This window comes from Caulobacter sp. GW456-12-1-14-TSB4, from assembly GCF_059424195.1.
The window spans coordinates 209,256-232,754 of sequence record NZ_JBWKZF010000002.1 but is presented as its reverse complement, the minus strand read 5'-3'; the positions used below and the strand labels follow the sequence as shown (position 1 = coordinate 232,754).

17 protein-coding genes and 1 pseudogene are annotated in these 23,499 nt (G+C 68.1%); 8 read left to right on the top strand and 10 right to left on the bottom strand.

Annotated elements, in window-relative coordinates; all coding sequences use genetic code 11:
• The first annotated feature begins 33 nt into the window (after positions 1-33).
• The 4 genes from AC07YH_RS03065 to AC07YH_RS03050 are packed head-to-tail and all read left to right on the top strand — an operon-like array spanning position 34 to position 5,765.
• Positions 34-2,370: a TonB-dependent receptor gene (locus AC07YH_RS03065; protein WP_494745541.1), complete on the top strand. Its 2,337-nt coding sequence runs from the start codon at positions 34-36 to the stop codon at positions 2,368-2,370.
• A gap of 14 nt (positions 2,371-2,384) precedes the next feature.
• A complete protein-coding gene (locus tag AC07YH_RS03060) occupies positions 2,385-3,668 on the top strand; it encodes a M28 family peptidase (RefSeq protein ID WP_494745540.1) in 1,284 nt (427 codons plus the stop codon).
• Between the two features lie 56 nt (positions 3,669-3,724).
• A complete protein-coding gene (locus AC07YH_RS03055; RefSeq protein WP_494745539.1) occupies positions 3,725-5,005 on the top strand; it encodes an MFS transporter in 1,281 nt (426 codons plus the stop codon).
• Positions 5,006-5,063: 58 nt separating this feature from the next.
• Positions 5,064-5,765 carry an FABP family protein gene (locus tag AC07YH_RS03050; protein ID WP_494745538.1) on the top strand — a complete coding sequence of 234 codons (702 nt, stop codon included), beginning with the start codon at positions 5,064-5,066 and terminating at the stop codon, positions 5,763-5,765.
• On the opposite strand, the gene AC07YH_RS03045 is transcribed toward AC07YH_RS03050, so the two are convergent.
• Positions 5,752-7,110 carry an FAD/NAD(P)-binding protein gene (locus AC07YH_RS03045; protein ID WP_494745537.1) on the bottom strand — a complete coding sequence of 453 codons (1,359 nt, stop codon included), beginning with the start codon at positions 7,108-7,110 and terminating at the stop codon, positions 5,752-5,754. The two genes, AC07YH_RS03050 and AC07YH_RS03045, sit on opposite strands and share 14 nt — an antisense overlap.
• Before the next feature lie 204 nt (positions 7,111-7,314).
• On the opposite strand from AC07YH_RS03045, the gene AC07YH_RS03040 reads away from it, so the two are divergent.
• Positions 7,315-7,836 (top strand): MarR family winged helix-turn-helix transcriptional regulator, encoded by a 522-nt coding sequence (locus AC07YH_RS03040; RefSeq protein WP_494745536.1) that lies wholly within the window; start codon positions 7,315-7,317, stop codon positions 7,834-7,836.
• 9 nt (positions 7,837-7,845) lie between these two features.
• Here AC07YH_RS03040 and AC07YH_RS03035 read toward each other — a convergent pair.
• Positions 7,846-8,043: pseudogene (locus AC07YH_RS03035) on the bottom strand (DUF6894 family protein); the annotation flags it as partial.
• A 120-nt stretch (positions 8,044-8,163) separates the two neighbouring features.
• The gene (locus tag AC07YH_RS03030) at positions 8,164-8,631 is read right to left on the bottom strand and encodes a MarR family winged helix-turn-helix transcriptional regulator (protein ID WP_494745535.1); all 468 of its coding nucleotides are present in this window, start codon (positions 8,629-8,631) and stop codon (positions 8,164-8,166) included.
• A gap of 133 nt (positions 8,632-8,764) precedes the next feature.
• Here AC07YH_RS03030 and AC07YH_RS03025 point away from each other — a divergent pair, with 133 nt between their 5' ends.
• Positions 8,765-9,763, top strand: coding sequence for an alpha/beta fold hydrolase (locus AC07YH_RS03025; protein ID WP_494745534.1), 999 nt, complete (start codon positions 8,765-8,767; stop codon positions 9,761-9,763).
• A gap of 52 nt (positions 9,764-9,815) precedes the next feature.
• Here AC07YH_RS03025 and AC07YH_RS03020 read toward each other — a convergent pair whose 3' ends face one another.
• On the bottom strand, positions 9,816-10,886 hold the full coding sequence (locus tag AC07YH_RS03020) for an NAD(P)H-dependent flavin oxidoreductase (RefSeq protein ID WP_494745533.1): 1,071 nt from the start codon (positions 10,884-10,886) through the stop codon (positions 9,816-9,818).
• 218 nt (positions 10,887-11,104) lie between these two features.
• Between AC07YH_RS03020 and AC07YH_RS03015 the strand changes: the two genes are divergently transcribed.
• Positions 11,105-12,061: an NAD(P)H-dependent flavin oxidoreductase gene (locus AC07YH_RS03015; protein ID WP_494745532.1), complete on the top strand. Its 957-nt coding sequence runs from the start codon at positions 11,105-11,107 to the stop codon at positions 12,059-12,061.
• A gap of 77 nt (positions 12,062-12,138) precedes the next feature.
• On the opposite strand, the gene AC07YH_RS03010 is transcribed toward AC07YH_RS03015, so the two are convergent.
• The 5 genes from AC07YH_RS03010 to AC07YH_RS02990 form a co-directional block, all read right to left on the bottom strand.
• Positions 12,139-13,107, bottom strand: coding sequence for a FecR family protein (locus AC07YH_RS03010; RefSeq protein WP_494745531.1), 969 nt, complete (start codon positions 13,105-13,107; stop codon positions 12,139-12,141).
• The gene (locus AC07YH_RS03005) at positions 13,097-13,618 is read right to left on the bottom strand and encodes an RNA polymerase sigma factor (protein WP_494745530.1); all 522 of its coding nucleotides are present in this window, start codon (positions 13,616-13,618) and stop codon (positions 13,097-13,099) included. The genes AC07YH_RS03010 and AC07YH_RS03005 overlap by 11 nt, the downstream gene beginning before the upstream one ends.
• A 99-nt stretch (positions 13,619-13,717) precedes the next feature.
• Positions 13,718-16,690, bottom strand: a complete 2,973-nt coding sequence (locus AC07YH_RS03000; protein ID WP_494745529.1) for a TonB-dependent receptor — start codon at positions 16,688-16,690, stop codon at positions 13,718-13,720.
• A gap of 96 nt (positions 16,691-16,786) precedes the next feature.
• Entirely contained in the window at positions 16,787-17,686 is a 900-nt protein-coding gene (locus AC07YH_RS02995; RefSeq protein WP_494745528.1) for a metallophosphoesterase, read from the bottom strand.
• 77 nt (positions 17,687-17,763) lie between these two features.
• Complete coding sequence (locus tag AC07YH_RS02990; protein WP_494745527.1) at positions 17,764-20,481, bottom strand: TonB-dependent receptor; 2,718 nt, start codon at positions 20,479-20,481, stop codon at positions 17,764-17,766.
• Positions 20,482-20,707: 226 nt separating this feature from the next.
• On the opposite strand from AC07YH_RS02990, the gene AC07YH_RS02985 reads away from it, so the two are divergent.
• A complete protein-coding gene (locus tag AC07YH_RS02985) occupies positions 20,708-22,351 on the top strand; it encodes an NAD(P)/FAD-dependent oxidoreductase (protein WP_494745526.1) in 1,644 nt (547 codons plus the stop codon).
• A 22-nt stretch (positions 22,352-22,373) separates the two neighbouring features.
• Here AC07YH_RS02985 and AC07YH_RS02980 read toward each other — a convergent pair whose 3' ends face one another.
• On the bottom strand, positions 22,374-23,447 hold the full coding sequence (locus tag AC07YH_RS02980) for an alkene reductase (protein ID WP_494745525.1): 1,074 nt from the start codon (positions 23,445-23,447) through the stop codon (positions 22,374-22,376).
• Positions 23,448-23,499: the final 52 nt, after the last annotated feature.

Sequence of the window (23,499 nt, the reverse complement as noted above, 5' to 3'; positions counted from 1 at the left end):
ACGGCGCGCACAGACAGCGCCGAGGGAGGGATCATGCGACACCTGTTCATGTCCGCTGCGGCGGTCGCACTTGCCGTGTCCGCCACGCCGGCCTTGGCGCAAACTCAGGCGAAGACCGACGGCGTCCAGGCCATCGAGGAAGTGGTGGTCACCGCGCAGCGCAAGGAGGAGACCCTGCGCGAGGTGCCGGCGACCATCTCTGCGGTGACCGCCGCCCAGCTGGAGGCCATGGGCCCGGTGGCGGGCGTCGGCGACCTGCTGCGCACCATGCCGGGCGTGCGGTTCAACGACCTGCAGAGCAACAACCTCAGCGAAATCTCGATCCGGGGGTCAGGCACTCAGCGCGCCACTGGCGCGGACTCGGGCGTGGGTTTGTTCGTCAACGGGGCCTATGTCGGCTCCAGCACCCTGGGCGGCCGCAACTTCCGCCACATGGACTTCTTCGACCTGGAGCGGGTCGAGGTGCTGGAGGGACCGCAGGGCGCGCTCTACGGGCGCAATTCCGAATACGGCGTCGTCAACATCGTCTCGGCCAAGCCGAAGTTCAACGACAGCGGCTACGTCAACGCCACCTACACCGACAAGCTGTCCCAGACCAAGGTCTCGGCCGTGGTCAACCAGGCGCTCAGCGACACGGTGGCCATGCGCCTGGGCGTCCAGGCGATCGGGCAGGGCAAGGGCTTCTACTTCAACCCCAACAGCAACAAGTACTATGACCACACCGACGGCTGGATCGGCCGCGCCCAGCTGCGCTACAGCAAGGGCCCGCTGGACGTCGACTTCCTGGTCGACGCGCAGGACCTGAACCTGCCGACGTTCCTGAACACCTATGTCGCCCCGCCCGGCGCCAACGCGGCGCTGCCGCTAGGCTTCACCCAGGACCGCTTCGTCATCCCGCATGACGGCAAGGACGGCGTCCACCAGCAGGCCCAGCGGGCCATGATCCTGGCCGACTACGACCTGGGCTGGGGCAAGCTGACCTCCACGACCATGGCCAGCCACTGGATCTCGCGCCAGGACTACGCGGCCGGCGTCGACTTCGCCACCGAGGCGGCGCTGCAGAAGCAGGGCCAGCTGGGCCTCTATCCGTTCGGCCAGACCTCGACGGTGGCCAAGGACCGCACCCTCTACCAGGACTTCCACCTGGCCGGGCAGGCGCTGAACGGCGGCCTCGACTGGCTGGCCGGCGCCGACTACCTGATCCAGCACGACCTGAACGGCACGGACTCGGCGACCACGCCCTGCACCTTCCGCCTGGGCGCGGGCATCTGCGCCGGCACGCCCAGCGCGCCGCTGTGCTACCTGCCGCTGCCGACCTCGACGGCCTGTCCGGCCGTGTTCCCGGCCGCCTTCGGCACCTCGGCCCGCGCGCCGCTGCGCAACGAGTCGAAGTCGGCCTATGGCCTGGTCCGCTACCACACCGGCGGCTTCACCCTGGCCGGCGAGCTGCGCTACTCGGACGACAAGAAGAAGGCCGCCCAGGAGACGGTGCTGCTCTACACCAGCACACCGGCCTCGCCCCGCGCCGCCTATGTGTTCGGCGCCAACCGGCTGAACTACACGGTCACGGCCAGCTACAAGATCCCGGGCCCGATGCAGTCGCTGGTCTACGCCAAGATCGGCACCGGCTATCGCGCCGGCGGCGTCAACGCCCGCACCTCGTCGCCGGCCGCGCCCAACCCGTTCCGCTCGACCTACGACAACGAGGACACCACCAGCTACGAGGCCGGCTTCAAGGGCAACCTGGCGCGCAACATCTATCTGCGGCTCAGCGCCTACCGGTCCAAGACCGACGACGCGATCACCTCGATCACCGACGGCTGCACGGTGCTGAACGCCTGCCTGAAGGCGGGCACGATCTTCAACATCAACGGCGGCACGGTGCACGCGCGCGGCGTCTCGGCGGCGTTGGACGGTCGCTTCCAGGTCGGCGGCGGCCTGCTGTCGGTCAGCGTCAACGGCGCCCGCCAACGCGCCCGCTATGTCGAGACCCCGGCCAACTATGCCGGCCTGCCGGTCGTCGGCTCGTCGGTCGCCCAGATCCCGAAATGGACGGCCTCGGCCACGATCGACTACCGCCACCGCATCACCGAGAACGTCACGGGCTTTGGCAATATCTCGTACCAGGGCCAGGACGGCGGCGTGCAGGACACGGTGACCCTGGCCACGCCGGCGATCTACCTGAAGCCCGTCGACCAGATGAGCCTCCGCGCGGGCGTTGACGTGAAGCGGATCCAGTTCGCCGTGTTCGTCCAGAACCTGATGAACAAGCAGATCGCCTTGCTGCAGTTCACCAGCAACAATGCGCCCCTGGCCAACCGCTACAACCAGCCCCGGACGGTCGGGGCCAACATCATCTATCGCTGGTAGGAACGGAGGACGGCATGGGCGCGTCGCGTCGGGATCTTCTGGTGGGCGCCCTGGGTGTCGGGGCCTTGGCGGCCGCGCCTCGGGCGCAGGCGGCGGTCGGCGAGCCCGACGCCGCCTGGCTGCAGGCCGTGCTGGAGCGCTTCGCCGACTTCGGGGTCAAGGCCTCGGGCGGGGCGGGCGATATAGCCAGTGGTGAGTGGCTGGAGAAGGACCTGACGGCGCTCGGCTACCGCTGCGAGCGGCAGGCGTTCGACGTGCCGTACGCCGAGGTCCGCCAGGCGACGCTAGTGGCCGGAGACAAGAAGGCCACGGTCTTCCCGCAGGCGATCGTCAAGACGACCGGAGCAGGCGGTCTGACCGCGCCCCTGAAGTCGGCCGCCATGCCGGGCGGCCTCGACGGCGCCATCGCCCTGGTGGTGTTGCCGTTCGGCCGCTGGGTCAGCATGGCCCAGCCGGCGATCGGCGCAGCGCTGAAGGACGCCTTCGACCGTGGCGCGGCGGCGGCCGTGGTCGTGACCACCGGGCCGACCGGCGAGGTGATCGGCCTCAATGTCAGCCCGTCCGAGCCCGGCTTCCAGAAACCGGTCGTCCTGCTGGCCCCCAAGGACGCCGCGCCGTTCGTCGTCGCCGCCAAGGCCGGCGCGACCGTGACGCTGACCGTCGACGCCGAGGTCGGCCGCCGGCCGGCCTACAACCTGATCGGCCACCTGGATCGCGGCGCGGCCAAGACCCTGATCGTCACCACGCCGCGCTCGGGCTGGTTCACCTGCGCGGCCGAGCGCGGGGCAGGGGTGGCCGTCTGGTTGTCGCTGGCCCACGGCCTGGCGGCGGCCAAGCATCCGGCCAATCTGGAATTCGTCGCCACCAGCGGCCACGAGTACATCTATCTGGGCGGCGAGCAGTACCTGGAGCACCACGCGCCCAAGCCCGCCGACACCCACGCCTGGATCCACATCGGCGCCAGCGCGGCCGCCCGCGACTGGCACGAGTTGGCCACCCTACGGCCGCTGCCCAGCGCCGACGCCCAGCGGGTGCTGACCGCGACGCCGGACCTCCTGGAGCGGACCCGCAAGGCCTTCCACGGCATCAGCGGTCTGGAGGCCACCTATGAGGCCAACAAAGCCAATGCCGGCGGCGAGCTCGTCAATGTGATCGAGGCCGGCTACGCCTCGGCCATCGGCCTCTATGGCGGCCACCGCTACTTCCACACGCCGGGCGACGACATGCGCTGCGTGTCGGGCGACCTAGTCTTGCCGGTCGCCAAGGCGTTCCGGACGGCGATCGACGCCACCTTCTAGGGCGTCTCCACACCACCGATCTCAAGTCCACGGCGCGCGAGCGCGGAGGGGGAACCATGACCCATGCGCGGTCTTCAGGCGCGTCCATCATCAAGACCGCCGTCACCGCCTCGGCCGGTGCGGCGATCGAGTGGTACGACTTCTTCATCTACGGCACGGCGGCGGCGCTGGTCTTTCCCAAGCTGTTCTTCCCGCCCGACCTGCCGCCGCTGGTCGCCCAGATCGCCGCCTTCAGCACCTTCGCGGTCGGCTTCATCGCCCGGCCGATCGGCGGCCTGTTGTTCGGCCACTTCGGCGATCTCTACGGGCGAAAGAAGGTGCTGGCCGTGGCGCTGCTGGTGATGGGCGCGGCCACGACGTGCGTTGGGCTGCTGCCGACCTATGGAGCCATCGGTGTCTTCGCGCCGCTGCTGCTGGTGGCGTTGCGCTTCATCCAGGGCCTGGCTGTCGGCGGCCAGTGGGGCGGAGCGGCCCTGCTGGCCATCGAGAGCGCGCCGGCGGGCAGGCAGGGCTTCTATGGCAGCTTCGTGCAGATCGGCGTGCCGCTGGGTGTCGTGCTGGCCAATCTGGTTTTCCTGGTCGTGGGTCGCGTCGTCTCGCCGGAACTTTTCCAAGCCTGGGGCTGGCGCATTCCGTTCCTGCTGAGCGTGGTGCTGGTCCTGATCGGGGTCTACGTCCACTGGGCCTTGGAGGAACCTGAGGTCTTCGAGGCCTCCAAGAAGGAAACCAAAGCCAAGGCCTCGCCGTTGGGGCGCATCCTGCGCGAGCACAAGGCCGACGTCCTGCTGGCCGGCGGCGCATTCATCGCCAACAACACCTGCTTCTACATCGCCATCACCTACGCCGTGGCCTACGGCGCGACCGTGGTCAGGACCGGCAAGGAGACCATGCTGGAGGCGGTGACGATCGCCAGCCTGGCCATGATCCCGGCCCTGATCGCCTGCGGCGCGGCTTCCGACCGCCTGGGCCGGCGCGGCCTGTTCATGCTGGGCGCGGTGCTGTGCGGTGTCTGGGGCTTTGCGATGTTCCCGCTGATTGACACCGGCGCGGTCCTGCCGATCATTCTGGCGATCGGCGTGGCCCTGATCCTGATCAGCCTGATGTACGGCCCGCAGGCGGCGCTGTTCGCCGAGCTGTTCCCGGTCGAGATCCGCTATTCCGGCGCCTCGCTCGGCTATCAGATCGGCACGGTGTTCGGCGGCGGCTTCGCGCCGATCATCGCCACGGCGCTGTTCGCCAAGTTCCACAGCAGCCTGGCGATCGCGATCTATCTGGCGATCACGTGCCTAATCTCGCTGGTCTGCACCGCATTGCTGGCTCGGCGGCGGACTCTCTAGAGCTTGACCGGCGCGCTTGGCCCGCTAGAGCCGGGGCCAAGCGTCACCAGAGGCCGGCATGATCAATTTCCCCGACGACATCTTCACCGAGCCCTCCGACGTCGATCCCGACACTCTGGCCAATCTGGGCCCGCTGCGGCGGCTGGCCGGCGTGTGGGAAGGCCTCAAGGGCGTTGACCTGAACCCCAAGGCCGAGGGCCCTGAGCGGCGCGACTTCCTCGAGCGTATCGAGATGCAGCCGATCGACCCGCAGGCCAATGGCCCGCAGCTGTTCTACGGCCTGCGCTACCACGTCCACATCGTCGCCTCGGACGAGGAGACCACCTTCCATGACCAGACCGGCTATTGGCTGTACGAGCCGGCGACGGGCCTGATCCTTCAGACCCTGGCCATCCCGCGCGGCCAGACGGCCCTGGCGGCCGGCAAGGCGAGCGAGGATGGTTCGGGCCTGGTGGTCCGCGCCGAGCGAGGCAGTCCCAGCTACGGCATCTGCTCGACCGACTTCCTGGAGTGGGCGTTCCGCACCGACTCCTACGAGCTGGATGTTCGCTTCGAGGCTGACGGCGGATGGTCCTACACCTCCACCACCATGCTGCAGGTGCGCGGCCGCACGGCGCCGTTCCGCCATGTCGATCGCAACGGCCTGACCAAGGTGGCTGAACCGCGCCCCAACCCGCTGATGCGGATCACCACCGGCGAGGCGACGCGCAGCCAGGCCCACGGCTTCATCAATATCGGCGAGCCGGTCAGCGACGAATAGAAGCGACGATGGCTTGGGCGACGGCGGCGGCCTGACCCCGGATGTCGGGCACGGCGGTGATCTCCCAGTGGGCGCCGCGCGTGGCTGGCCCGACCGCGAACAGGGTGGGCGAGGGCGCGCCCGAGACGTCGCGCAGGCGGTTGGCCTCGTCGATGTCGAAGCCCAACCGCAGCGCGTCGGGACGCGCCAGGCCGCGCCGCGTCAGGTCCTGGATCAGCGGATCGCTCGAGGCCAGCACGTCGCTGGTCGGACCGGTGCAGTTGATGACCGTGACAGCGCGGGCCACGTAGGTCTCGCGCTCGCCCCGGCCGCGCCATTTACACAGCGCCAGGCCGTCGGGCTTCAGAGCCAGCTCGCGGATCTTGCCGGCCGCGATGGTCAGCTGGCCGGTGGCGCGCAAGGCCGCGATCCGGCGCGCGACCTGCGGGGCCAGGCGGTGGCGGTGGATCTCCCAGAACGGCCGGGCGTGGCGCAGGAAGGCCTGCTTTTCGGCGACCGACCAGTTGCGCCACAGTGGCTGGGTCGAGGCGCGAACCGCGTCGATCGCGGTGCGCCAGCCGTGCTCGGCCGCCATGTCCTTCAGCCACGAGAAGGCGGCCAGCGGCGAGAGGTCCTCGGGCGGCGGGGGCAGAGGCTGGCCCGGCGGCGCGCCGTCGTGTTCCAGCGGGGCCAGGCCGCGCCGCGACAGCGCCAGGATCGGCCGGCCGCGCTGGGCGTCGTCCAGCGACAGGGCGACATCGACCATGGTCAGGCCCGTACCGATCAGCAGCATCGGACCCGGCGGCAGTTCGGCGGCATTCCATCGCCAGGGATCGGCGATATAGGCCGAGGTGGCGGCGAAGGCCTCGTCGATGCCCGGCGGCCGGGCCGGCGGAGGATTGCCCAAAGCCAGGGCGACGGCGTGGACATCCACGGTGCGGCCCATGGCGCAGCGCAATCGCCAGCCGTCGCCGCCGGGCTCCAGACCCACAACAGCATCAGGATTGACGACCAATCGGCCGGCCCCGGCCTGACCCTCGGCGATCTCGGCCACCTGGCCCTGCAGGTAGCGGCCATAGTCGGCGCGGGTGGCGAAGTCAGCGGCGCCCAGACCCAGGCCTTCGCCGGTCAGCCAGTCGACGAAATGACCAGGACGATCGGGCCAGGCGCTCATGTTTCCGGCCCGGACGTTCAGCCGGTGATGCGGATTGTGCGTCGCATACGCCGCGCCCAGGCCGACAGGGACGCGCCGCTCGAACAGGATCACCTTCACATCGGGGGACTGGCGCAGCAGGTTCAGCGCCGTCATCACGCCGCTGAATCCCGCGCCGATGACCGCGATGACGGGCGTTTGCGGTCGAGCCATGCACGAAACTCTACGAAGGCGATGGGCTTTTGTCGGCGATGCCGCGGAGTCTGGCAAGAGGCCCGCGAATGCGTTCAAGACGGCCGCGCGGGCCCTCTGACAGCTTGGGCATATCTGCAACATCGTCGACAAACCGATCGAACGACGTCATCTGAAACTATGGTTACCGCGTTGAAGGTTCACTAGGGACGCCGGACTTCGCCTTTGCCGCTCGACATAGACGATCTCAACCGACTGCTTTTCCAGACCGAACAGGCCCGAAGGCTGCTGGTGGGCGACCGCCTGGCGCGCCACGGGATCATCTTCGGTCAATGGCTGGTGCTGGACGCCCTCTACAAGGAGGGGCTGTCGTCGATGACCGCCCTGGCGGGGATCATCGGCGCCGATCGCACGACCTTGACCCGCACGATCGACGGCCTGGTGGTCGCCGGCCATGTGGAGCGCCGCACGCCGGCCGAGGACCGGCGGCTGGTGGTGGTGGATCTGACCGAGGCCGGACGCGCGCTGACCGAGGCGATCATCGCCGACCTGGCGCCGACCCACGCGGCTGCCTTCGCCGGCTTCTCGCGTCAGGACATTGACCTATTGTCCGTCCTTCTTGCGCGCTCGCTGGCGCAGGTAAAGCTGGCCGCCGCTGAAGGTCCACGGCCCGAGGCGCTTCCCCGACTTGAGCGGGGCGGGAAGCGGGCCCGAGAGGCGAATACCCGGGCGCGCCTGCGATCCTAGCTCGATCTCGGCCAGCATCTGGCCGGCCTCGTTGAGCACGACCATCACCTTTGGGCCGGGTTTGTCGAAGGCTTCCGGATAGTCGCGTATCAGGGCCGCTCCCAGTCGTGCGGCCTCGCGTTTGGCTTCGTCGAGGTTGCGCAGCAGGACGCCTTCCTGATCGGGGAAGTGCTCGGGCGCTATCACCTCGAAGCGAAATCTGCGCATTGCCACCCTGCGGCGACGTTGTCGTCGATACTGGACAACGCGCGATCGCCAAGAAGGCGCCACAATTGGGCAAGGGAAAGTTGAAAAATCGGCGCGCCGTCGCTCAGCGGGCGATGAAGCCTAGGCCGGATGGCCGTCCTTGACGTGGCTGACCAGGTTGTCGCGCAGCTTGGACACCGCCTTCTGCACCACCGCGAACTCCTCAGGCGTCAGGCCTGAGGCCGCGACCAGGTTTTTCTGACCACCCTTCTCGCGCAGGGCGCGGCCGGCGTCGGTCAGGCCGACCAGCACCTGGCGCTCGTCCTTGGGATCGCGGCGGCGGGTGACATAGCCTTCGGCTTCCAGCTTCTTGAGGATCGGGGTGAGGGTGTTGGATTCCAGGAACAGGCGCTCGCCCAGGCCGCCGACGGTCTGGTTGTCCTGCTCCCACAGCGCCACGATGATGATCCACTGGGTGTAGGTCAGGCCCAGCGCGTCCAGGATTGGACGATAGGCGCGGCCATAGGCCAGGTTCGCCGAGTAGACAGCAAAGCACAGGAAGTCGGCCAGGCGCGGCTGGTTCGCGGTGTCGGGGGTGTCGGACGGCATGGCTGACCTCATCGGGCGTTGATCTATGGTCATATATAGCGCGTCCGATTAAATCGGAAAGTTCTTGCTGGAAAGTTGGTCGGTATATATATCGGGTCCGATCAAATCGTTTCCGTGTTTCATGAGGTCGATCATGTCTCCTTCGTCGAACCCATCCCGCCGGGGCCTGCTGGTCGCCGGTCTCGCTGTCAGCAGCGCCGCCGCTCTGAGCGCGCCCGCACGAGCCCAGACGCGCGGCCTCGGCGAGCCGCGCCACGTCGCCGCCGGCGATCTCGACGTCGCCTATTTCGAAGCCGGTCCGGCCAAGGGCGAGGTGGTGATCCTGCTGCACGGCTGGCCCTATGACGTGCACGCCTTCGAGGACGTCGTCCCGATCCTGGCCGTCGCTGGCTATCGTGTGATCACCCCGCACCTGCGCGGCTATGGCGAGACCCGCTTCCTCAAGCCCGACACCATCCGCAACGGCCAGCCGGCCGCTCTAGCCAGCGACGTCGTCGATCTGATGGACGCGCTGAACATCAAGAGCGCGATCCTGGGCGGTTTCGACTGGGGCGCGCGGACCGCCGACATCGTCGCGGCCGTTTGGCCCGAGCGGGTGAGGGCGCTGGTCGCGGTCAGCGGCTACCTGATCGGCAGCCAGGCCGCCGGCGCCAAGCCGCTGTCGCCCGAGGCCGAGCTGCAATGGTGGTATCAGTTCTACTTCTCCACCGAGCGTGGCCGCCTGGGCTACGAGCAGAACCGCGACGCCTTCGCCAAGCTGATCTGGAAGCTGGCCTCGCCGAAGTGGAACTTCGACGACGCGACCTTCGCTCGCGCGGCGGCCTCGCTGCGGAATCCCGACCACGTGGCGATCACCGTCCACAACTACCGTTGGCGCCTGGGCCTGGCGCAGGGCGAACCGCGCTTCGACGCCCTGGAGGCCAAACTGGCCACCGCGCCGGTGATCACCGTCCCGACCATCACGATGGAAGGCGACGCCAACGGCGCACCGCACCCGGACCCGGCCAACTACGCCAAGAAGTTCACGGGCAAGTACGCGCACCGCACCCTGACCGGCGGCATCGGTCACAACCTGCCACAGGAGGCGCCCAAGGCCTTCGCCCAGGCCATCCTGGACGTCGTGAAGCTGTAAGGCTGGGTTGCGCCGCTATGCGTAAGGCTGCTCGCCGTTCCTTGGCGAAGCGTCAGCGCCCTCTATGCGCCGCTTCGAGTTCGGCCGCCAAGACGGCGATCAGCTCGGCGGCGGGCAGGGCGCGGGCCAGCGGCGCGCCTTGGCCGGCCCATTGAGCGCCGAAGCCGCCTTCGCCCTTGGCGCGAGCGGCGGCCGCCAGGGCTTTGCCGGCGTCGTATGCGATCGGATAGTCGGGCAGGGCGACGCCCTTTAGTTCGGCGTCCTTCAGGGCCGTGAAGCGGTTAGGCAGCGACCGGGCCAGTCGGCCGGAGAGCAGCGCCGTCATTTCGGTGGCCGCCGCGCCAGGGCCTAGCAGTGATGCGCGGTGATAGGTATCCGCGCTGGACTCCGGCGAAGCGATGAAGGCGGTGCCCATCTGGGCGGCTTGCGCCCCGAGGTCGAGCGCGGCGGCGATGCCGGCGCCGTCCATGATGCCGCCGGCGGCGATGACCGGGATCGACAGCCCGCGAACCAGCAGGCGCGTCAAGGCCATGGTTCCAAGCTGCTGATCGAGCGCGGCCGGATCGAACACACCGCGATGGCCGCCCGCCTCCCAGCCCTGGGCGACGACGGCGTCGATACCGGCGGCCTCGACCGCGCGGCCTTCGTCGAGATTGGTGGCGCTGGCCAGCAGCACGATCCCCTCGGCATTCAGCCGCTGGATGAAGCGCGCGGGCGGCAGGCCGAAGTGGAAGCTGACCACGGCTGGCTTTGCCGCCAGCAGGGTCTCCAGCATCGCCTCGTCGATATTGAAGCTGGTGTAGATCTCACTCAGCGCCGCCGGCGGTTCGGCGTCATAGGCCGCGAACACCGGTCGCAGGGCTTCGGTCCAACCACGCTCGCGCGTCGGATCGGCTCGGGCCGGCTGGTGGGTGAAGACGTTGACGTTGAAGGGGCCGTCGGTCAGCGCCTTCAGCGCGGCGATCATCTCGCCGGCCTTGGCCGCGTCGACCGCGCCGACGCTGATCGAGCCGAGGGCGCCGGCGTTCGTCACCGCCGCCGCGAGCGCCGGCGTGGACGTACCCGCCATGGGGGCTTGGATAACCGGAAGTTGCATGCCGATCCGCTGCACGATGGTATTCATGACGCACTGTCCTGTTCGCTGGCGCGGAAGTGATAGCGCCAATCGCGTCCCAACCGAACGCCCGCCAGCCGGAAGACCGGCTTGCGTTCGGCGCAATAGTCGCCCGGTCCATTCACCCGGCCATTCCAACGTCTTGCGCAACAGTGTCCGCCGCGCCGCGTCCCTAAGCGATCTCGAGGCCGGATCTATCTGTCCGGGCTACGGATAAGGAGCCGCAGATGGTTCTCGAAAGCAGACTGACCCGGCGTCTCGGGATCGAGCATCCTGTCGTGCTGGCGCCACTGGACCAGATCGGCGGCGGCGTCTTGGCCAAGGCGGTCAGCGACGCCGGCGGTTTTGGCATGTTGGGCGGCGGCTATGGCGATCGCGCCTGGCTGGAGGCGGAGTTCCCGAAGGTGGGCAGCGCTCCGATCGGCGTGGGCTTCATCACCTGGAGCCTGGCGAAAGAGCCGCGGCTGCTGGATCTCGCCCTGTCCTACGAGCCGAAGGCGGTGATGCTGTCGTTCGGCGATCCGGCCCCGTTCGTGGAGCGGATTCACGCGGCCGGCGCGATGCTGATCGCCCAGGTCAACACGCTGGACCAGGCGCGCCATGTGCTCGATCTCGGCGCCGACATCCTGGTGGCGCAAGGGACCGAGGCCGGCGGCCACAGCGGCGCGGGTCAGGGGACGATGGCCTTCTCGCCCCAGGTCGCCGATCTGATCTCGCGCGGCAGCTACGACGCCCTGCTGCTCGCGGCCGGCGGGATCGCCGACGGCCGAGGCCTGGCCGCCGCCCTGATGCTGGGCGCGGACGGAGTGATGATGGGGACACGCTTCTCGGCTACCCGGGAGGCCTTGACCCACCCCGCCGCCAAAGCGCGGCTGGTCGCGGCTGCTGGCGACGAAACCGCCCGCACCAGCGTCTATGACATCCTGCGCGAGCGCGATTGGCCTGCGGGCTACCGGGCGCGGTTCCTGCGCAACGGCTTCCTCGATCGTTGGGAGGGAGACTCGCAGGGACTGAAGGCTGAGAGGACCGCGCTGCGACCCATCTACAAGGCCGCCGTCGCCGCGGCCGATTTCGACATCGCCAATATCGGCGCGGGCGAGTCCGTGGGGCTGATCCATGACTTGCCGCCGGCGGGCGATCTGGTCCGGCGGATCGCTGCGCAGGCCGCCGTGCTGCTGACTTAGCTCAAGTCTTCGAACACGGCCCGCAGGCGCGGAGCGGCGAACTCGACGAACGCACGGACCTTTGGGACCGTCCGGCGCTAGGCCGCTGGACGTCGCGCCTGCTGCCGGGGCGAGAGATAGACCTTCCGGCCGTCCGGATCGGTCCGCATGTCCAGCAGGGCGGCGATCATGGCCAGGGACTCGGCGGGGCGGTCCAGCTTGAAGCGACCGCTGACCTTCAGCTCGCCCAGCGACGGATCGTGCAGGGCCACGCTCTGGGCCGTGTAGCGGTTCAGGCGGGCGATCACGTACTTCAGCGGCAGGGCGTCGGCGTCCAGCCAGTCCGAGCGCCAGGCCTGATAGCTGTCGGCGCCCAGGCGGCCCTGGACCGGCGCGCGGTCGGCGACCAGCATCAGCCACTCGCCCTTGCCCAGGCGGCGCTCGGTCCCGTCGCGATTGACGCGGACCACGCCGTCGAAGACGCGGACCTGCACGGCGTCGCTGACGCGCTCGACCTCGAAGGTGGTGCCGACGGCGGTGACCTGGGTGTCGCCGGCCTGCACGCGGAAGGGGCGGGTCTTGTCCTTGGCCACCTCGAACATCGCATCGCCCTTGTTCAGGGCCACGTCGCGGGCGCCGCGGCTGTAGCGCACCGAGACGCCGGTGTCGGCGGCCAGGGTGATGACGGACTTGTCGCTAAGCTGGTGCTCGGCGCGCGCGCCCACCGGGGTCGCCAGCTCGAACGGCTTCTCGGTCAGGTACGGACGCACCAGGACCGCGGCCGACAGACCCGCGACCATGGCGACGCCGGCGGCGATCAGGCCCATGCGCAGCTGGCGCTTGCCGGCCGGGATGGCGCGCACGCGCTCGGCGGCCTCCAGCAGGGCGACGTCGCGCTGGGTGTCGCGCATCAGGGCGAAGGCGGCGGCGCGACCGGGCGCGCCGGCCAGCCAGGCTTCCAGGTCCGCGCGCTCGTCGGTGGTCAGCTCGGCCAGACGATCGGCCCAGTCGGCGGCGATCTCCAGGTCCTCGTCGGAGGGCAGTCGCCAGTTGTCGTTAGCGCGCATCCTGGCGGCTCCCTTCTCGCGCGGCGTTGACCGCCGCGTCCTGCATCACGCCGGCCAGTTCGGTCATGGCCCGCACGAGGTGTTTCTTGACGGCCTCCACATTGATCCGAAGATCGTCGGCGATGGCTTGTCTGGATTGGCCGTCGATGTGACGGCGGATGAAGATGTCGCGGCGCAGGGGCGAAAGACGCTTCAACGCCTTCTCGAACACCGCGGCGCGTTGCTTGTGCTCCAGGACCGCGTCGGGCAACGGCATGTCGCAGCCGAAGTCCTCGTCGCCGATCGGCTCCTCGCGCCGGTCGCGGCGGGCCTGGGCGTAGATCAGCGAGTCCGCCACCCGATAGGCATAGGCCAGCGGCTGGGTGATCTCCTGCTTTCGCGCCTGGCGCAGCACCGTCAACAAGGTCTCCTGCAGGATATCCTCGGCCCGTGCGGGGTCCTTGGACCGGCGCACGATATAGGCCGCGAGCTTGCGCTCGTGGGGCCGCAGCTCCGCGAGGACGTCCTTCATGGCGCTTCCAGTCGGCATGGTCGTGCACGCGTCCATGGTGGGTAGAGGCGCGAACCGCGCGAACGGGGACAGGAAATCTATGTTTTTGGCCATCGTGCGTCAGAACTCGTAGGTGACGCCAAGGGTGAACGTGCGGCCGCTGACGGTGCGGGCGGTCAGGCGCTTCTCGGTGATGTCGTTGTACTGGGTGATCGGCGCGTTGGTCAGGTTGACGCCTTCCACCACGATCCGAAGACCGCCGGCCGTGTTGTAGTGGGCGGCGAAGTCGATATTGTTGCTGGCCTTGTAGCCCGAGCCCGTCGAGCCCTGACCGCCAGCGCCGTCCAGATAGCCCGCGCGATAGGCCGACGAGACGCGGGCGCCCCAGCGTGGCGTCTCGTAATAGAGCGTGGCGTTCGAGGTCCATTTGGACAGCTGGAACAGGTCCAGCATCACCGAGGCGTCGTCGATCAGCACGTTGGATCGGCCTGACGCGCGGGTGACGTTGCCGACGAAACCCAGCTTGTCGAACGGCGCGGGCAGGAAGTCGAAGTCCCGCTGCATGGCCAGCTCGACCCCGCGGATCGAGGCGCCGTTTCCGTTCACCGGCCGCACGAAACTGTAGATCGTGTTGGGACCATTGCCCGGAGACAGGAACTCGAGCGGATAACCCGTCGAGCCGTAGGTCACCGAGTTGGTCGCCGTGGTGATGAACGAGTCCATCCGCTTGTAGAACAGGCTGAGCGCGAAATAGCCCGTGCGGCCCTGATAGACCTCCAGCGCGCCCTCGACGGCATCGGCCAGGAACGGTCGCAGGTTCGGGTTGCCGGCCGAGATGGTGCCGCCGAACGGCGCGGAGTTGACATTGCCAGCCGCGCGCAGGTCCGAGAGGCTGGGCCGGCTGATGTTGCGGTTGGCCGAGACGCGCGCGACGACCTTGGGCGACAGGTCGATCGCCAGGTTCACGGCGGGCAACACGCCGTCATAGGTGCTGTGGATCGTGGCCGGCTCCAGCTTGGCGCCGGTATTGACCATGCCGGCCGAGGTCAGGTCGGTGGCGTACCAGCGCAGGCCCAGGTCCCCGCGCCAGGTCCGCTCGCCGATCAGCCCGTTGGCCCGCGCCATCAGATAGGCGGCCCAGGTCTTCTCGGTGATCGAATAGTCGGTGCCGGGCTGGTCGTCGGCGGCGCTGAGGTTGCGCGGCACGCCCAGGCGCTCGAAGGTGGCGTCGATGTCGCCGACAACATAGGGCCTTAGCGAGGTCTCGAAGATCAGTTGCTTGACCGCCACCGGGTTGGGGCCGCCGGTCGGATAGTCGGTGCGGCCGCGCCGGGAATAGCCGTTGTTGCGGAACGCCTTGTACTGGGCGCCGCCCTCGATCACGAGCGCGGGAGCGGCCTGATAATCGAAGTCGAGCCGGCCGGTGGTGAACTCGTTGACGACCTGGTCCTCGCGGGTGTCGGCCCGCATCAGGTTCCATTGGGCCGGATCGGCCGGGTCGAAGCCATAGGTGTTGCCGGCCGCCGCGTCGCCGCCCCGCAGATCGTAGCTGAAGGCCTTGTTGTTGGCCTGCAGGAAGATCTTGTCGAAGACCGGCCCCTCGAAGTCGGACTTCGAATAGCCCGTCATGGCGCGCAGGCGCAGGCGATCGGCAGCCTGCCATTCGGCATTGATGGCGCCTTGCAGGAAGACCGTGGTGTCCTCCGAGCGCTTATGCTCGCTGCGCAGATCGACCCCGCCGGAATAGTCGGCATAGACGAGCGTGGAGCCTCGTACCTCTGCGGCCCGCAGGCGCTGGGTTCCCTTGACGTCGCCGGTCAGCGGGTTGTCGCCGGCGGAGGCCAGCGAGAACTCGTCGCGGCCGTTCGACAGGCGACCATAGAGGATGTCGGCGCCCAGCTTCAGCCGGTTTCCGGGTTCGTATTGCAGGGCCAGGGTCACGCCCAGCCGCGTGCGGTGATCGAACCAGGTGGAGTAGCTCTCGGCGATCGGCGCGACGATCCGCTTGGCGCCGGTGGCGTTGATCAGTCGATCGGCCAGCTTGGGATCGATGCCCGGCCCGACATTGGCGACGCCGAAATTGACCGGCGTCCAGCCCCAGTTGCGATAGCCGTACTCGTTGGCGTCGTTTTCGCTGTAGGCCACCGAGACCAGAACCCCGAAGTCGCCTTTGCGATGCGACGCCAGGGCGGCGAAGCGCGGGCTGACCGCGTCGGTGGCGCTGTTGGTCAGCGCCTTGGCCGAAAAGGCCAGCTTGTCGTCGGCATAGTCGAACGGCTTGGCCGTGCGCAGCTCGACCGTGCCGCCGATGCCGCCTTCGTCCTGGTCGACGGCGTAGGACTTCCAGACCGTGACCTTGTTGAACAACTCGCTGGCGAAGATCGAATAGTCGAAGGCCCGGGTGCGACTGACCGAGCCCCGGTTGTCCATGCCCGAGGCGGTCGAGGCCGAGACCTCCATGCCGTTCAGCTGGGCGCGGGTGAAATCAGGGCCAAGGCCGCGCAAGGCGATCTGGCGGCCCTCGCCGGTGTCGCGCGAAATGGTCATGCCGGGCACGCGCTGCAGGGACTCGGCCAGATTGAGGTCGGGGAAGGCGGCGATGTCTTCCGCCAGGATCACCTCCTGGCTCCCGGCGACGTGGCGCTTCAGGTCACGGGCGTGCAGCATGGTCTCGCGAAAGCCGGTGACCACGACCTGGTCGACCTCGGTCGGGACGTCAGGCGTCGGCGCGACGTGGGGCGCGGCCGCGGGCGGCGGGGAGGGCGCGGTCACCGCCTCGCGCAGGACATAACCGCCGCCGGCCGCCACCACGCGCAGGTTCTGGCCGTCGATCAGCCGGTTCAGCGCGTCGTGCGGGGTCAGCAGGCCGCGCACGCCCCGGCTGGTGCGATGGCGGATGTCGGCCAGGGTCATGACTGGCACGTCGGCCTGGTGCGAAAAGGTGTTGAGGACCTGGGAGAGATCGCCGCCCCGGATCTCGAAGCGGCGCGGCGCCTCGGCCCGCGCCGGGGCGATGGCCACCGTCGCCGAGAGGCCGGCGACCAGGCTCAGCACGGAGCCGGATCGCGACAGCCAGGCGCGCCGTACCGCCATCAGGGTCCTCACAGCGGCGACCGGCAAAGCTTCCGGCGCCTAGGCGAACCCCTACAAACGGCGCATGTCAGTAATTTGAAGGTGCTGTGGACGGATTTATTCCGTCGCCGGAGCGTGGCCCAGGCGCAACGTCTGGCTGGCTTGCTTGCCGACGCCCTGGATTTCGATGCGGTCGGGATGGAAATCGGCGACCGCGTAGGCGGTCTGGGGCGTATCCAGCATGGCCTTGAGGTTCAGATAGTGGATCCCGGCCTTGAAGCCCTGGTCGCCGTCGTGATTGTGGCCGTTGATCCAGGCCTTCACGCAAGGATGGCGCTCCAAGAGGGCGATCATATCGGGAGCATTCCACAGATTGTGCGGGTTCACCGGCCAGACCGAGAAGTGGCAGAAGAGCGCCACCTTGCGGCCGGCGCGATCGGCGGCGGTCAGGCGCTGGTCGATCCAGGCCATCTGGGCGGGGCCGACGCCGCCGTCCCAGTCGGGCTTGCCGGCATAGAGTTCGCGATGCGCGCGCCGGCTCTCGGTCAGCTCCGGACTGCCTTCGGGCCAGCCGTATTCGGAGAGGTCGTTGCCGTCGATCGCCAGGAAGGTCCAGTCGCCCAGGTCGAAGGCGTAGTAGCGAGCCGGCATCTTCAGACGCGGGGCCACCTTGGCCTTCAGCGCGTCATCGACAGCGAAGTCGTGATTTCCCAGCACGAAGCGCCAGGGCGCATGGGCGGTGTCGATTATCGGCTGGAGGGTGTCGAGGCTTTTCCAGTCCTTGTCGATGAAGTCGCCCAACTGGACGATGGCGTCGACCTTGCGGGCGTTGAGGTCGTTCACGGCTGCCTTCAGCTTGCCGGGCGAGAGGCGGTACATCCGCTGGCCGTTGTCGTCCTCGTCGGCGTACTGGCAGTCGGCGATCAGGCCAAGGCGCGGAGGCTTGGTCCCGGCGAAGGCTGGGGCGGCAAAGACCGCCGCGCCGGCGACCAGCAGGTTTCGACGATCGGGGCGCATGGGCGGCTCGCAAAAAAGAGGCCGCCGTTCGGGAGAGAACGGCGGCCAGTTCAAGGGGTCTCAAGAAACAGGGAGGATTAGAACTCGTAGGTCGCGCCGACGAGGAAGGTGCGACCGCTGCTGACGTTCACCTGCGTCCGCTTGGTGGCGATGTCGGTCCATTGGACGCTGTGCTGGTTGGAGAGGTTGATGCCTTCCAGGGTCAGCTTCAGGCCCGGCAGGACGTTGTAGTGGGCGGCGAAGTCGATGTTGTTGGTCGCCTTGTAGCCGCTGCCGATGTTGCCGTTGCCGCCAGCGCCGTCCAGGAACTGGTCGCGATAGGCCGTCGAAAGGCGCATGCCCCAGGTGTCGGTCTCGTAGTAGATCGTGGCGTTGGCCGAGTACTTCGAGAGTTGCGACAGCGGCAGGGTGATCGACTGGCCGCTGATGATCACCGGGGTCGAACCGTCGGCATAGGTGCCGTTGGCCACGACGCCCAGGTGGTCGAACGGGGCCGGCAGGAACGTGAAGTCACGCTGGAACGCGATCTCGACGCCCTGGATGTCGGCGCCCGGGCCGTTCACCGGATGGCTGACATTGTACAGGATCGTACCGTCTTGGCCCGGCAGCAGGAACGACAGCGGGAAGCCCGTCTGCGAGTACGGCATGATGCTGGTCTGCGACGTGATGAACGACTTCAGGTTCTTGTAGAACAGGCCGATCGTGAACGAGCCGACCTTGCCGTCGTAGAACTCCAGCGAACCTTCGATCGAGTCCGAGGTGAACGGCGTCAGGTTCGGATTGCCCGTGCTGATCGTGCCGCCGAAGGGGGCGGTCGTCAGCGAGCCGGCGGCGGCCAGGTCGCCCAGGGCAGGGCGGCTGATGTCGCGGTTGGCGCTGAAGCGGGCGACCAGGCCTTCGTTGACATCGACGGCCAGGTTAAACGCCGGCAGCCAGCCGTTGTACTTGTGCTTGATCGACACCGGCTGGAGGCTGGTCCCGGTGTTCAGGGTGCCGTCCGAGGTCAGGTCCGTCGAGTAGTAGCGGACGCCGGCATTGGCGCGGACGCCCTTGCCGAGGATCTCGGTGTTCAGGTTGTACTGCAGATAGGCGGCCTTTGTTTCCTCGGTCACCGTGTAGTTGGTGCCCGGGGTGGCGAACTTGGCGCCCTGGGCTTCCAGGTTGCGCGTCTGGCCGATCAGGGCGTAGACGCGGTCAACGTCGCCAACGACGTACTGGCCGAGCGTCTTGTAGGGCACGGTCATCTTCAGGTCGTTGGGGATGACGGTGTTGGCCGGGACGTTCTTGAACTGCTTGTCGCCCCACTGCGCGCCGAAGTTCTCGAACTTCTTGTACGAGACACCGCCCTTGAAGCTGGAGGTCTCGTTCAGAGCGTACTCGCCGTCGAACTTGGCGTTGGTGTATTCCGAGGAGATCTTGTTCTCCTGGGTGTCCATCCGCATCAGGTCCCACTTGGCCGGGTCGGTGACGCCAGGACCATAGGTGTTGACCGGCATGCTCGGACGATCGTCGAAGCTGAAGGCGTAGTTCTTGGATTCCAGGAACACCTTGTCGAAGACCGGCAGGGCGTAGTCCGACTTCGAATAGCCGATCAGGCCCGACAGCAGCAGCTTGTCGGTGACCTGGTAGGTGCCGCTCAGACCCAGCTGGTAGAACTTGGTCTTGTCTTCCTCGCGATTGAATTCGCTGCGGATGTCGACGCCGGTGTAGCTGGCGGCGACCATGGTGTTGCCCTGGATCACGGCGCTCTGCATCACCTGGGTGCCGGTGATGTTGCCGGTCAGGCTGTTGATGCCCGAGGTGGCCAGCGAGAAGTTCTGGCGGCTGTTTTCCAGCTGGCTGTACAGGCCGTCGAAATCGACGTTCAGCTTGTCGCCCTTGTATTGCAGGGCCACGGTCGCGCCCAGGCGCTTGCGATGGTCGAACCAGGTCGAATAGGTGTTGGCCTGCGGGGCGAAGATGGTCGGGGTGGCGGCCGTCAGCTTGGCGGCGTCGGCGGCGCTGACGCCCGGGCCGATGTTGGCGGCGTTGCCGCGGATGGCGCCCCAGTTGAAGCTGCGATAGCCGAACTCGTTGGAGTCGTTCTCACCGTAGGCGATCGAGGCCAGGGCGCCGAAATTGCCCCAGCGGTTCGAGATCAGGCCGACCACGCGCGGGGTGACCTTGTCGTCGGCGTTGCTGTTGCGCTGGGCCTTGGCCGACAGCACGGCCTTGAAGCCGGCATAGTCGAACGGCTTGGCGGTCTGCAGCTGCACGGTGCCGCCGATGCCGCCTTCGTCCTGCTCGGCCGCATAGGACTTCTGCACCGTCACGCGGTTGAACAGTTCCGAGGCGAACAGGCTGAAGTCGAAGGCGCGCGAGCGGCTGACGCCACCGCGATTGTCCATGCCCGAGGCGGTGTTGCCCAGTACTTCCATGCCGTTCAGCTGGGTGCGGGTGAAGTCCGGACCCAGGCCCCGCAGGGTGATCTGGCGGCCTTCGCCGCTGTCACGGCCGATGGTGACGCCCGGGATGCGCTGCAGCGATTCCGCCAGGTTCAGGTCGGGGAACGCGGCGATGTCTTCCGAGACGATGACGTCGACGGCGCCGACGGCCTTACGCTTCAGGTCGCGGGCGTGCATCAGGCTGTCGCGGAAGCCGGTGACGACGATGGCGTCGACTTCCGAGACGTCGCCGGAAGCCACGGGAGCGGCCGCATCGGCGGCCGGCGTCTCGGCGGCGTGCGCCTGGGCCGCGCCCAGAAGCGCTGCGACGGTCAGAGCCGTCGTGGTCAGAAGTTTGAACTTGGTTTGCATGGCCCCGATCCCTTGCGGTTTCCGCTTGAGCGATGACGGAGCGGGGAGGCTTCCCCGCCGGTCGTCAGGCGGGAGAGGCGGCGAAAGGCCTTCGCGGGGACAGGTGATTTTGTGAAGTGTTTGCGACGGTTAGGGTTCAATGTCCTTGAACGGACGACTTTTCTCGGCGCTCTGACGATGCGCATCGCGATGGCGCGGGCGCGTGGTTTTGGCTAAGACCCCCGCCATGCTGCGTATTTCGGAACTGAAGCTGCCGCTCGGCCACCCGCCGGAAGCGATGAAGCCCGCCATCGTCGAGCGCCTGGGAATCCCGGAGGCTGACCTGGTGAGCTTCGCGGTCGCGCGTCGCGCCCACGACGCGCGGCGCAAGGCGGCGATCCTGATGGTGTATTCGGTCGACGTGGTCCTGCGCGACGAGGCCGCCGTGCTGGCGCGCTTCCAGGGCGACCACCATGTCCGCGTCACGCCCGACACCGACTACAAGTTCGTGGCCAAGGCGCCGGAGGGCTTCGATGGCCCGCGTCCAGTGGTCATCGGCGCCGGGCCCTGCGGCCTGTTCGCCGGCCTGATCCTGGCCCAGATGGGCCTGAAACCCATCATCGTCGATCGCGGCAAGGTCGTGCGCGAGCGGACCAAGGACACCTGGGGCCTGTGGCGCAAGAGCGAGCTGAACCCGGAGTCCAACGTCCAGTTCGGCGAGGGCGGGGCGGGGACCTTCTCGGACGGCAAGCTCTACAGCCAGATCAAGGACCCGCGGTTCCTGGGTCGCAAGGTGCTGGAGGAGTTCGTCGCGGCCGGCGCGCCGGAAGAGATCCTGACCGAGGCTCACCCGCACATCGGCACCTTCCGCCTCGTCCACATGGTCGAGCAGATGCGCGCGCTGATCGAGAGCCTGGGCGGCGAGTATCGCTGGCAGCACAAGGTCGAGGACTTCGACATCGAGGTACGTACCGATGGTTCGCGCCGGCTGAAGGGCCTGCACATCGCCGGCCAGGACTATCTGCCGGCGAGCCACGTGGTCATGGCCCTGGGCCACAGCGCCCGCGACACCTTCGAGGTTCTCTATGATCGCGGCGTCCATATCGAGGCCAAGCCATTCTCGATCGGCGTGCGGATCGAGCATCCGCAGTCGTGGATGGACAAGGCGCGGTTCGGGACCTGCGCTGGCCATCCGGACCTGGGCGCGGCCGATTACAGCCTGTCGCATCACTGCAAGAACGGCCGCACGGTCTACAGTTTCTGCATGTGCCCAGGCGGCACGGTGGTGGCGGCGACGTCGGAGCCCGGCCGGGTCGTGACCAACGGCATGAGCCAGTATTCGCGCAACGAGCGGAATGCCAATTCCGGTTTCGTGGTCGGCATCGATCCCGAGCGCGACTATCCGGGCCACCCGCTGGCCGGCATCGAATTCCAGCGCAAGTGGGAGAGCCTGGCCTATGTGGCGGGCGGCTCGACCTACCAGGCGCCGGGCCAAAAGGTCGGCGACTTCATGGCCGGCAAGCCCTCGACGGCGCTGGGCGAGGTTGCGCCGTCCTACAAGCCGGGCGTCACCCTGACGGACCTGTCGGCCTGCCTGCCGGACTTCGTGATCGAGGCCATGCGCGAGGCCCTGCCGGTCTTCGGCCGTCAGATCGCCGGCTACGACCATCCCGACGTGCTGCTGACCGGGGTCGAGACCCGGACCTCGTCGCCGATCCGCATCACCCGCGGCAAGGATTTCCAGAGCCTCAACACCGCCGGCCTGTTCCCGGCCGGCGAAGGCGCGGGCTATGCCGGCGGCATCCTCTCGGCGGCGGTGGATGGCATCAAGGTCGCCGAGGCGGTGGCCCAAGCCTACATCGCCGAAGGGCTGATCCCCGCGACGGCCTGAGCCATCACGGGGACCGCATCGCTTACTCGGCCGGTTCGCTGACCTGGGCCAGCGTCGGGTAGTCCGTGTAGCCTTCCGCGCCCGGGGCGTAGAAGGTCGCGGGGACCGGGGCGTTCAGCGGGGCGTTCTGTTGCAGGCGCTCCACCAGGTCCGGGTTGGCGATATAGGCTTTGCCGAACATCACAGCGTCTGCCGTGCCGGCGTCGATCGCGGCGTTGGCGCTGGCCAGGTCGAACTTCTCATTGGCGAAATAGACGCCGCCGAAGGCCGCCTTCAGCGCCGGACCCAGGCTGTCGGTCGCCGCGTGTTCACGGGTCGAGATGAAGGCGATCTTGCGCTCGCCCAGGGCCTTGGCGACGTAGCCGAAGGTGGTGGGCAGGTCGCTGTCGCTGATGCCGTGGCTGTCGGCGCGCGGGGCCAGGTGGACGCCGACGCGACCGGCGCCGAACACCGAGACCACGGCGTCGGTGACTTCCAGCAGCAGACGGGCGCGGTTCTCGATCGGGCCGCCGTACTGGTCGGTGCGCTGGTTGGAGCCGTCCTGCAGGAACTGGTCGAGCAGGTAGCCATTGGCGCCGTGGATCTGCACGCCGTCGAAGCCGGCGTCCTTGGCGTTCTGAGCGCCTTGGCGGAAGGCCTCGACCACGCCGGCGACTTCCTCGGTGGTGAGGGCGCGCGGGGTCGGGTAGGGGCGCTCGGGGCGCAGCAGGCTGACATGGCCCTTGGCGGCGATTTCGCTGGGACCGACCGGCAGGTCGCCGTTCAGGTGCTCGGGATCGGAGATCCGGCCAACGTGCCAGATCTGCATGAAGATACGGCCGCCCTTGTCGTGCACGGCCTTGGTCACCTGCTTCCAGGCCTCGGTCTGGTCCTTCGACCAGATGCCGGGGACGCCGGCATAGCCGACGCCTTGCGGCGTGACCGGCACGCCCTCGGTGATCAGCAGGCCCGCCGAAGCGCGCTGGCCGTAATATTCGGCCATCAGGGCGTTGGGGGTGTGGGTCGAACCGGCCCGCAGGCGGGTCAGCGGCGCCATGACGACGCGATTGGGAAGGGTCAGGTCTCCGACGCGCAGCGGGTCGAACAGGTTGGTCATCGCGGTATCCGTAAGGTACGGGCGCCGACCCTCCGTCGGCGTCTGCGAAGCT

Bases quoted from the DNA above. Each gene is read 5' to 3' on its own strand.
- AC07YH_RS03065 (WP_494745541.1), top strand. From the start codon at position 34: ATGCGACACCTGTTCATGTCCGCTGCGGCGGTCGCACTTGCCGTGTCC.
- AC07YH_RS03060 (WP_494745540.1), top strand. From the start codon at position 2,385: ATGGGCGCGTCGCGTCGGGATCTTCTGGTGGGCGCCCTGGGTGTCGGG.
- AC07YH_RS03055 (WP_494745539.1), top strand. From the start codon at position 3,725: ATGACCCATGCGCGGTCTTCAGGCGCGTCCATCATCAAGACCGCCGTC.
- AC07YH_RS03050 (WP_494745538.1), top strand. From the start codon at position 5,064: ATGATCAATTTCCCCGACGACATCTTCACCGAGCCCTCCGACGTCGAT.
- AC07YH_RS03045 (WP_494745537.1), bottom strand. From the start codon at position 7,110: ATGGCTCGACCGCAAACGCCCGTCATCGCGGTCATCGGCGCGGGATTC.
- AC07YH_RS03030 (WP_494745535.1), bottom strand. From the start codon at position 8,631: ATGCCGTCCGACACCCCCGACACCGCGAACCAGCCGCGCCTGGCCGAC.
- AC07YH_RS03025 (WP_494745534.1), top strand. From the start codon at position 8,765: ATGTCTCCTTCGTCGAACCCATCCCGCCGGGGCCTGCTGGTCGCCGGT.
- AC07YH_RS03020 (WP_494745533.1), bottom strand. From the start codon at position 10,886: ATGAATACCATCGTGCAGCGGATCGGCATGCAACTTCCGGTTATCCAA.
- AC07YH_RS03015 (WP_494745532.1), top strand. From the start codon at position 11,105: ATGGTTCTCGAAAGCAGACTGACCCGGCGTCTCGGGATCGAGCATCCT.
- AC07YH_RS03010 (WP_494745531.1), bottom strand. From the start codon at position 13,107: ATGCGCGCTAACGACAACTGGCGACTGCCCTCCGACGAGGACCTGGAG.
- AC07YH_RS03005 (WP_494745530.1), bottom strand. From the start codon at position 13,618: ATGAAGGACGTCCTCGCGGAGCTGCGGCCCCACGAGCGCAAGCTCGCG.
- AC07YH_RS03000 (WP_494745529.1), bottom strand. From the start codon at position 16,690: ATGGCGGTACGGCGCGCCTGGCTGTCGCGATCCGGCTCCGTGCTGAGC.
- AC07YH_RS02995 (WP_494745528.1), bottom strand. From the start codon at position 17,686: ATGCGCCCCGATCGTCGAAACCTGCTGGTCGCCGGCGCGGCGGTCTTT.
- AC07YH_RS02990 (WP_494745527.1), bottom strand. From the start codon at position 20,481: ATGCAAACCAAGTTCAAACTTCTGACCACGACGGCTCTGACCGTCGCA.
- AC07YH_RS02985 (WP_494745526.1), top strand. From the start codon at position 20,708: ATGCTGCGTATTTCGGAACTGAAGCTGCCGCTCGGCCACCCGCCGGAA.
- AC07YH_RS02980 (WP_494745525.1), bottom strand. From the start codon at position 23,447: ATGACCAACCTGTTCGACCCGCTGCGCGTCGGAGACCTGACCCTTCCC.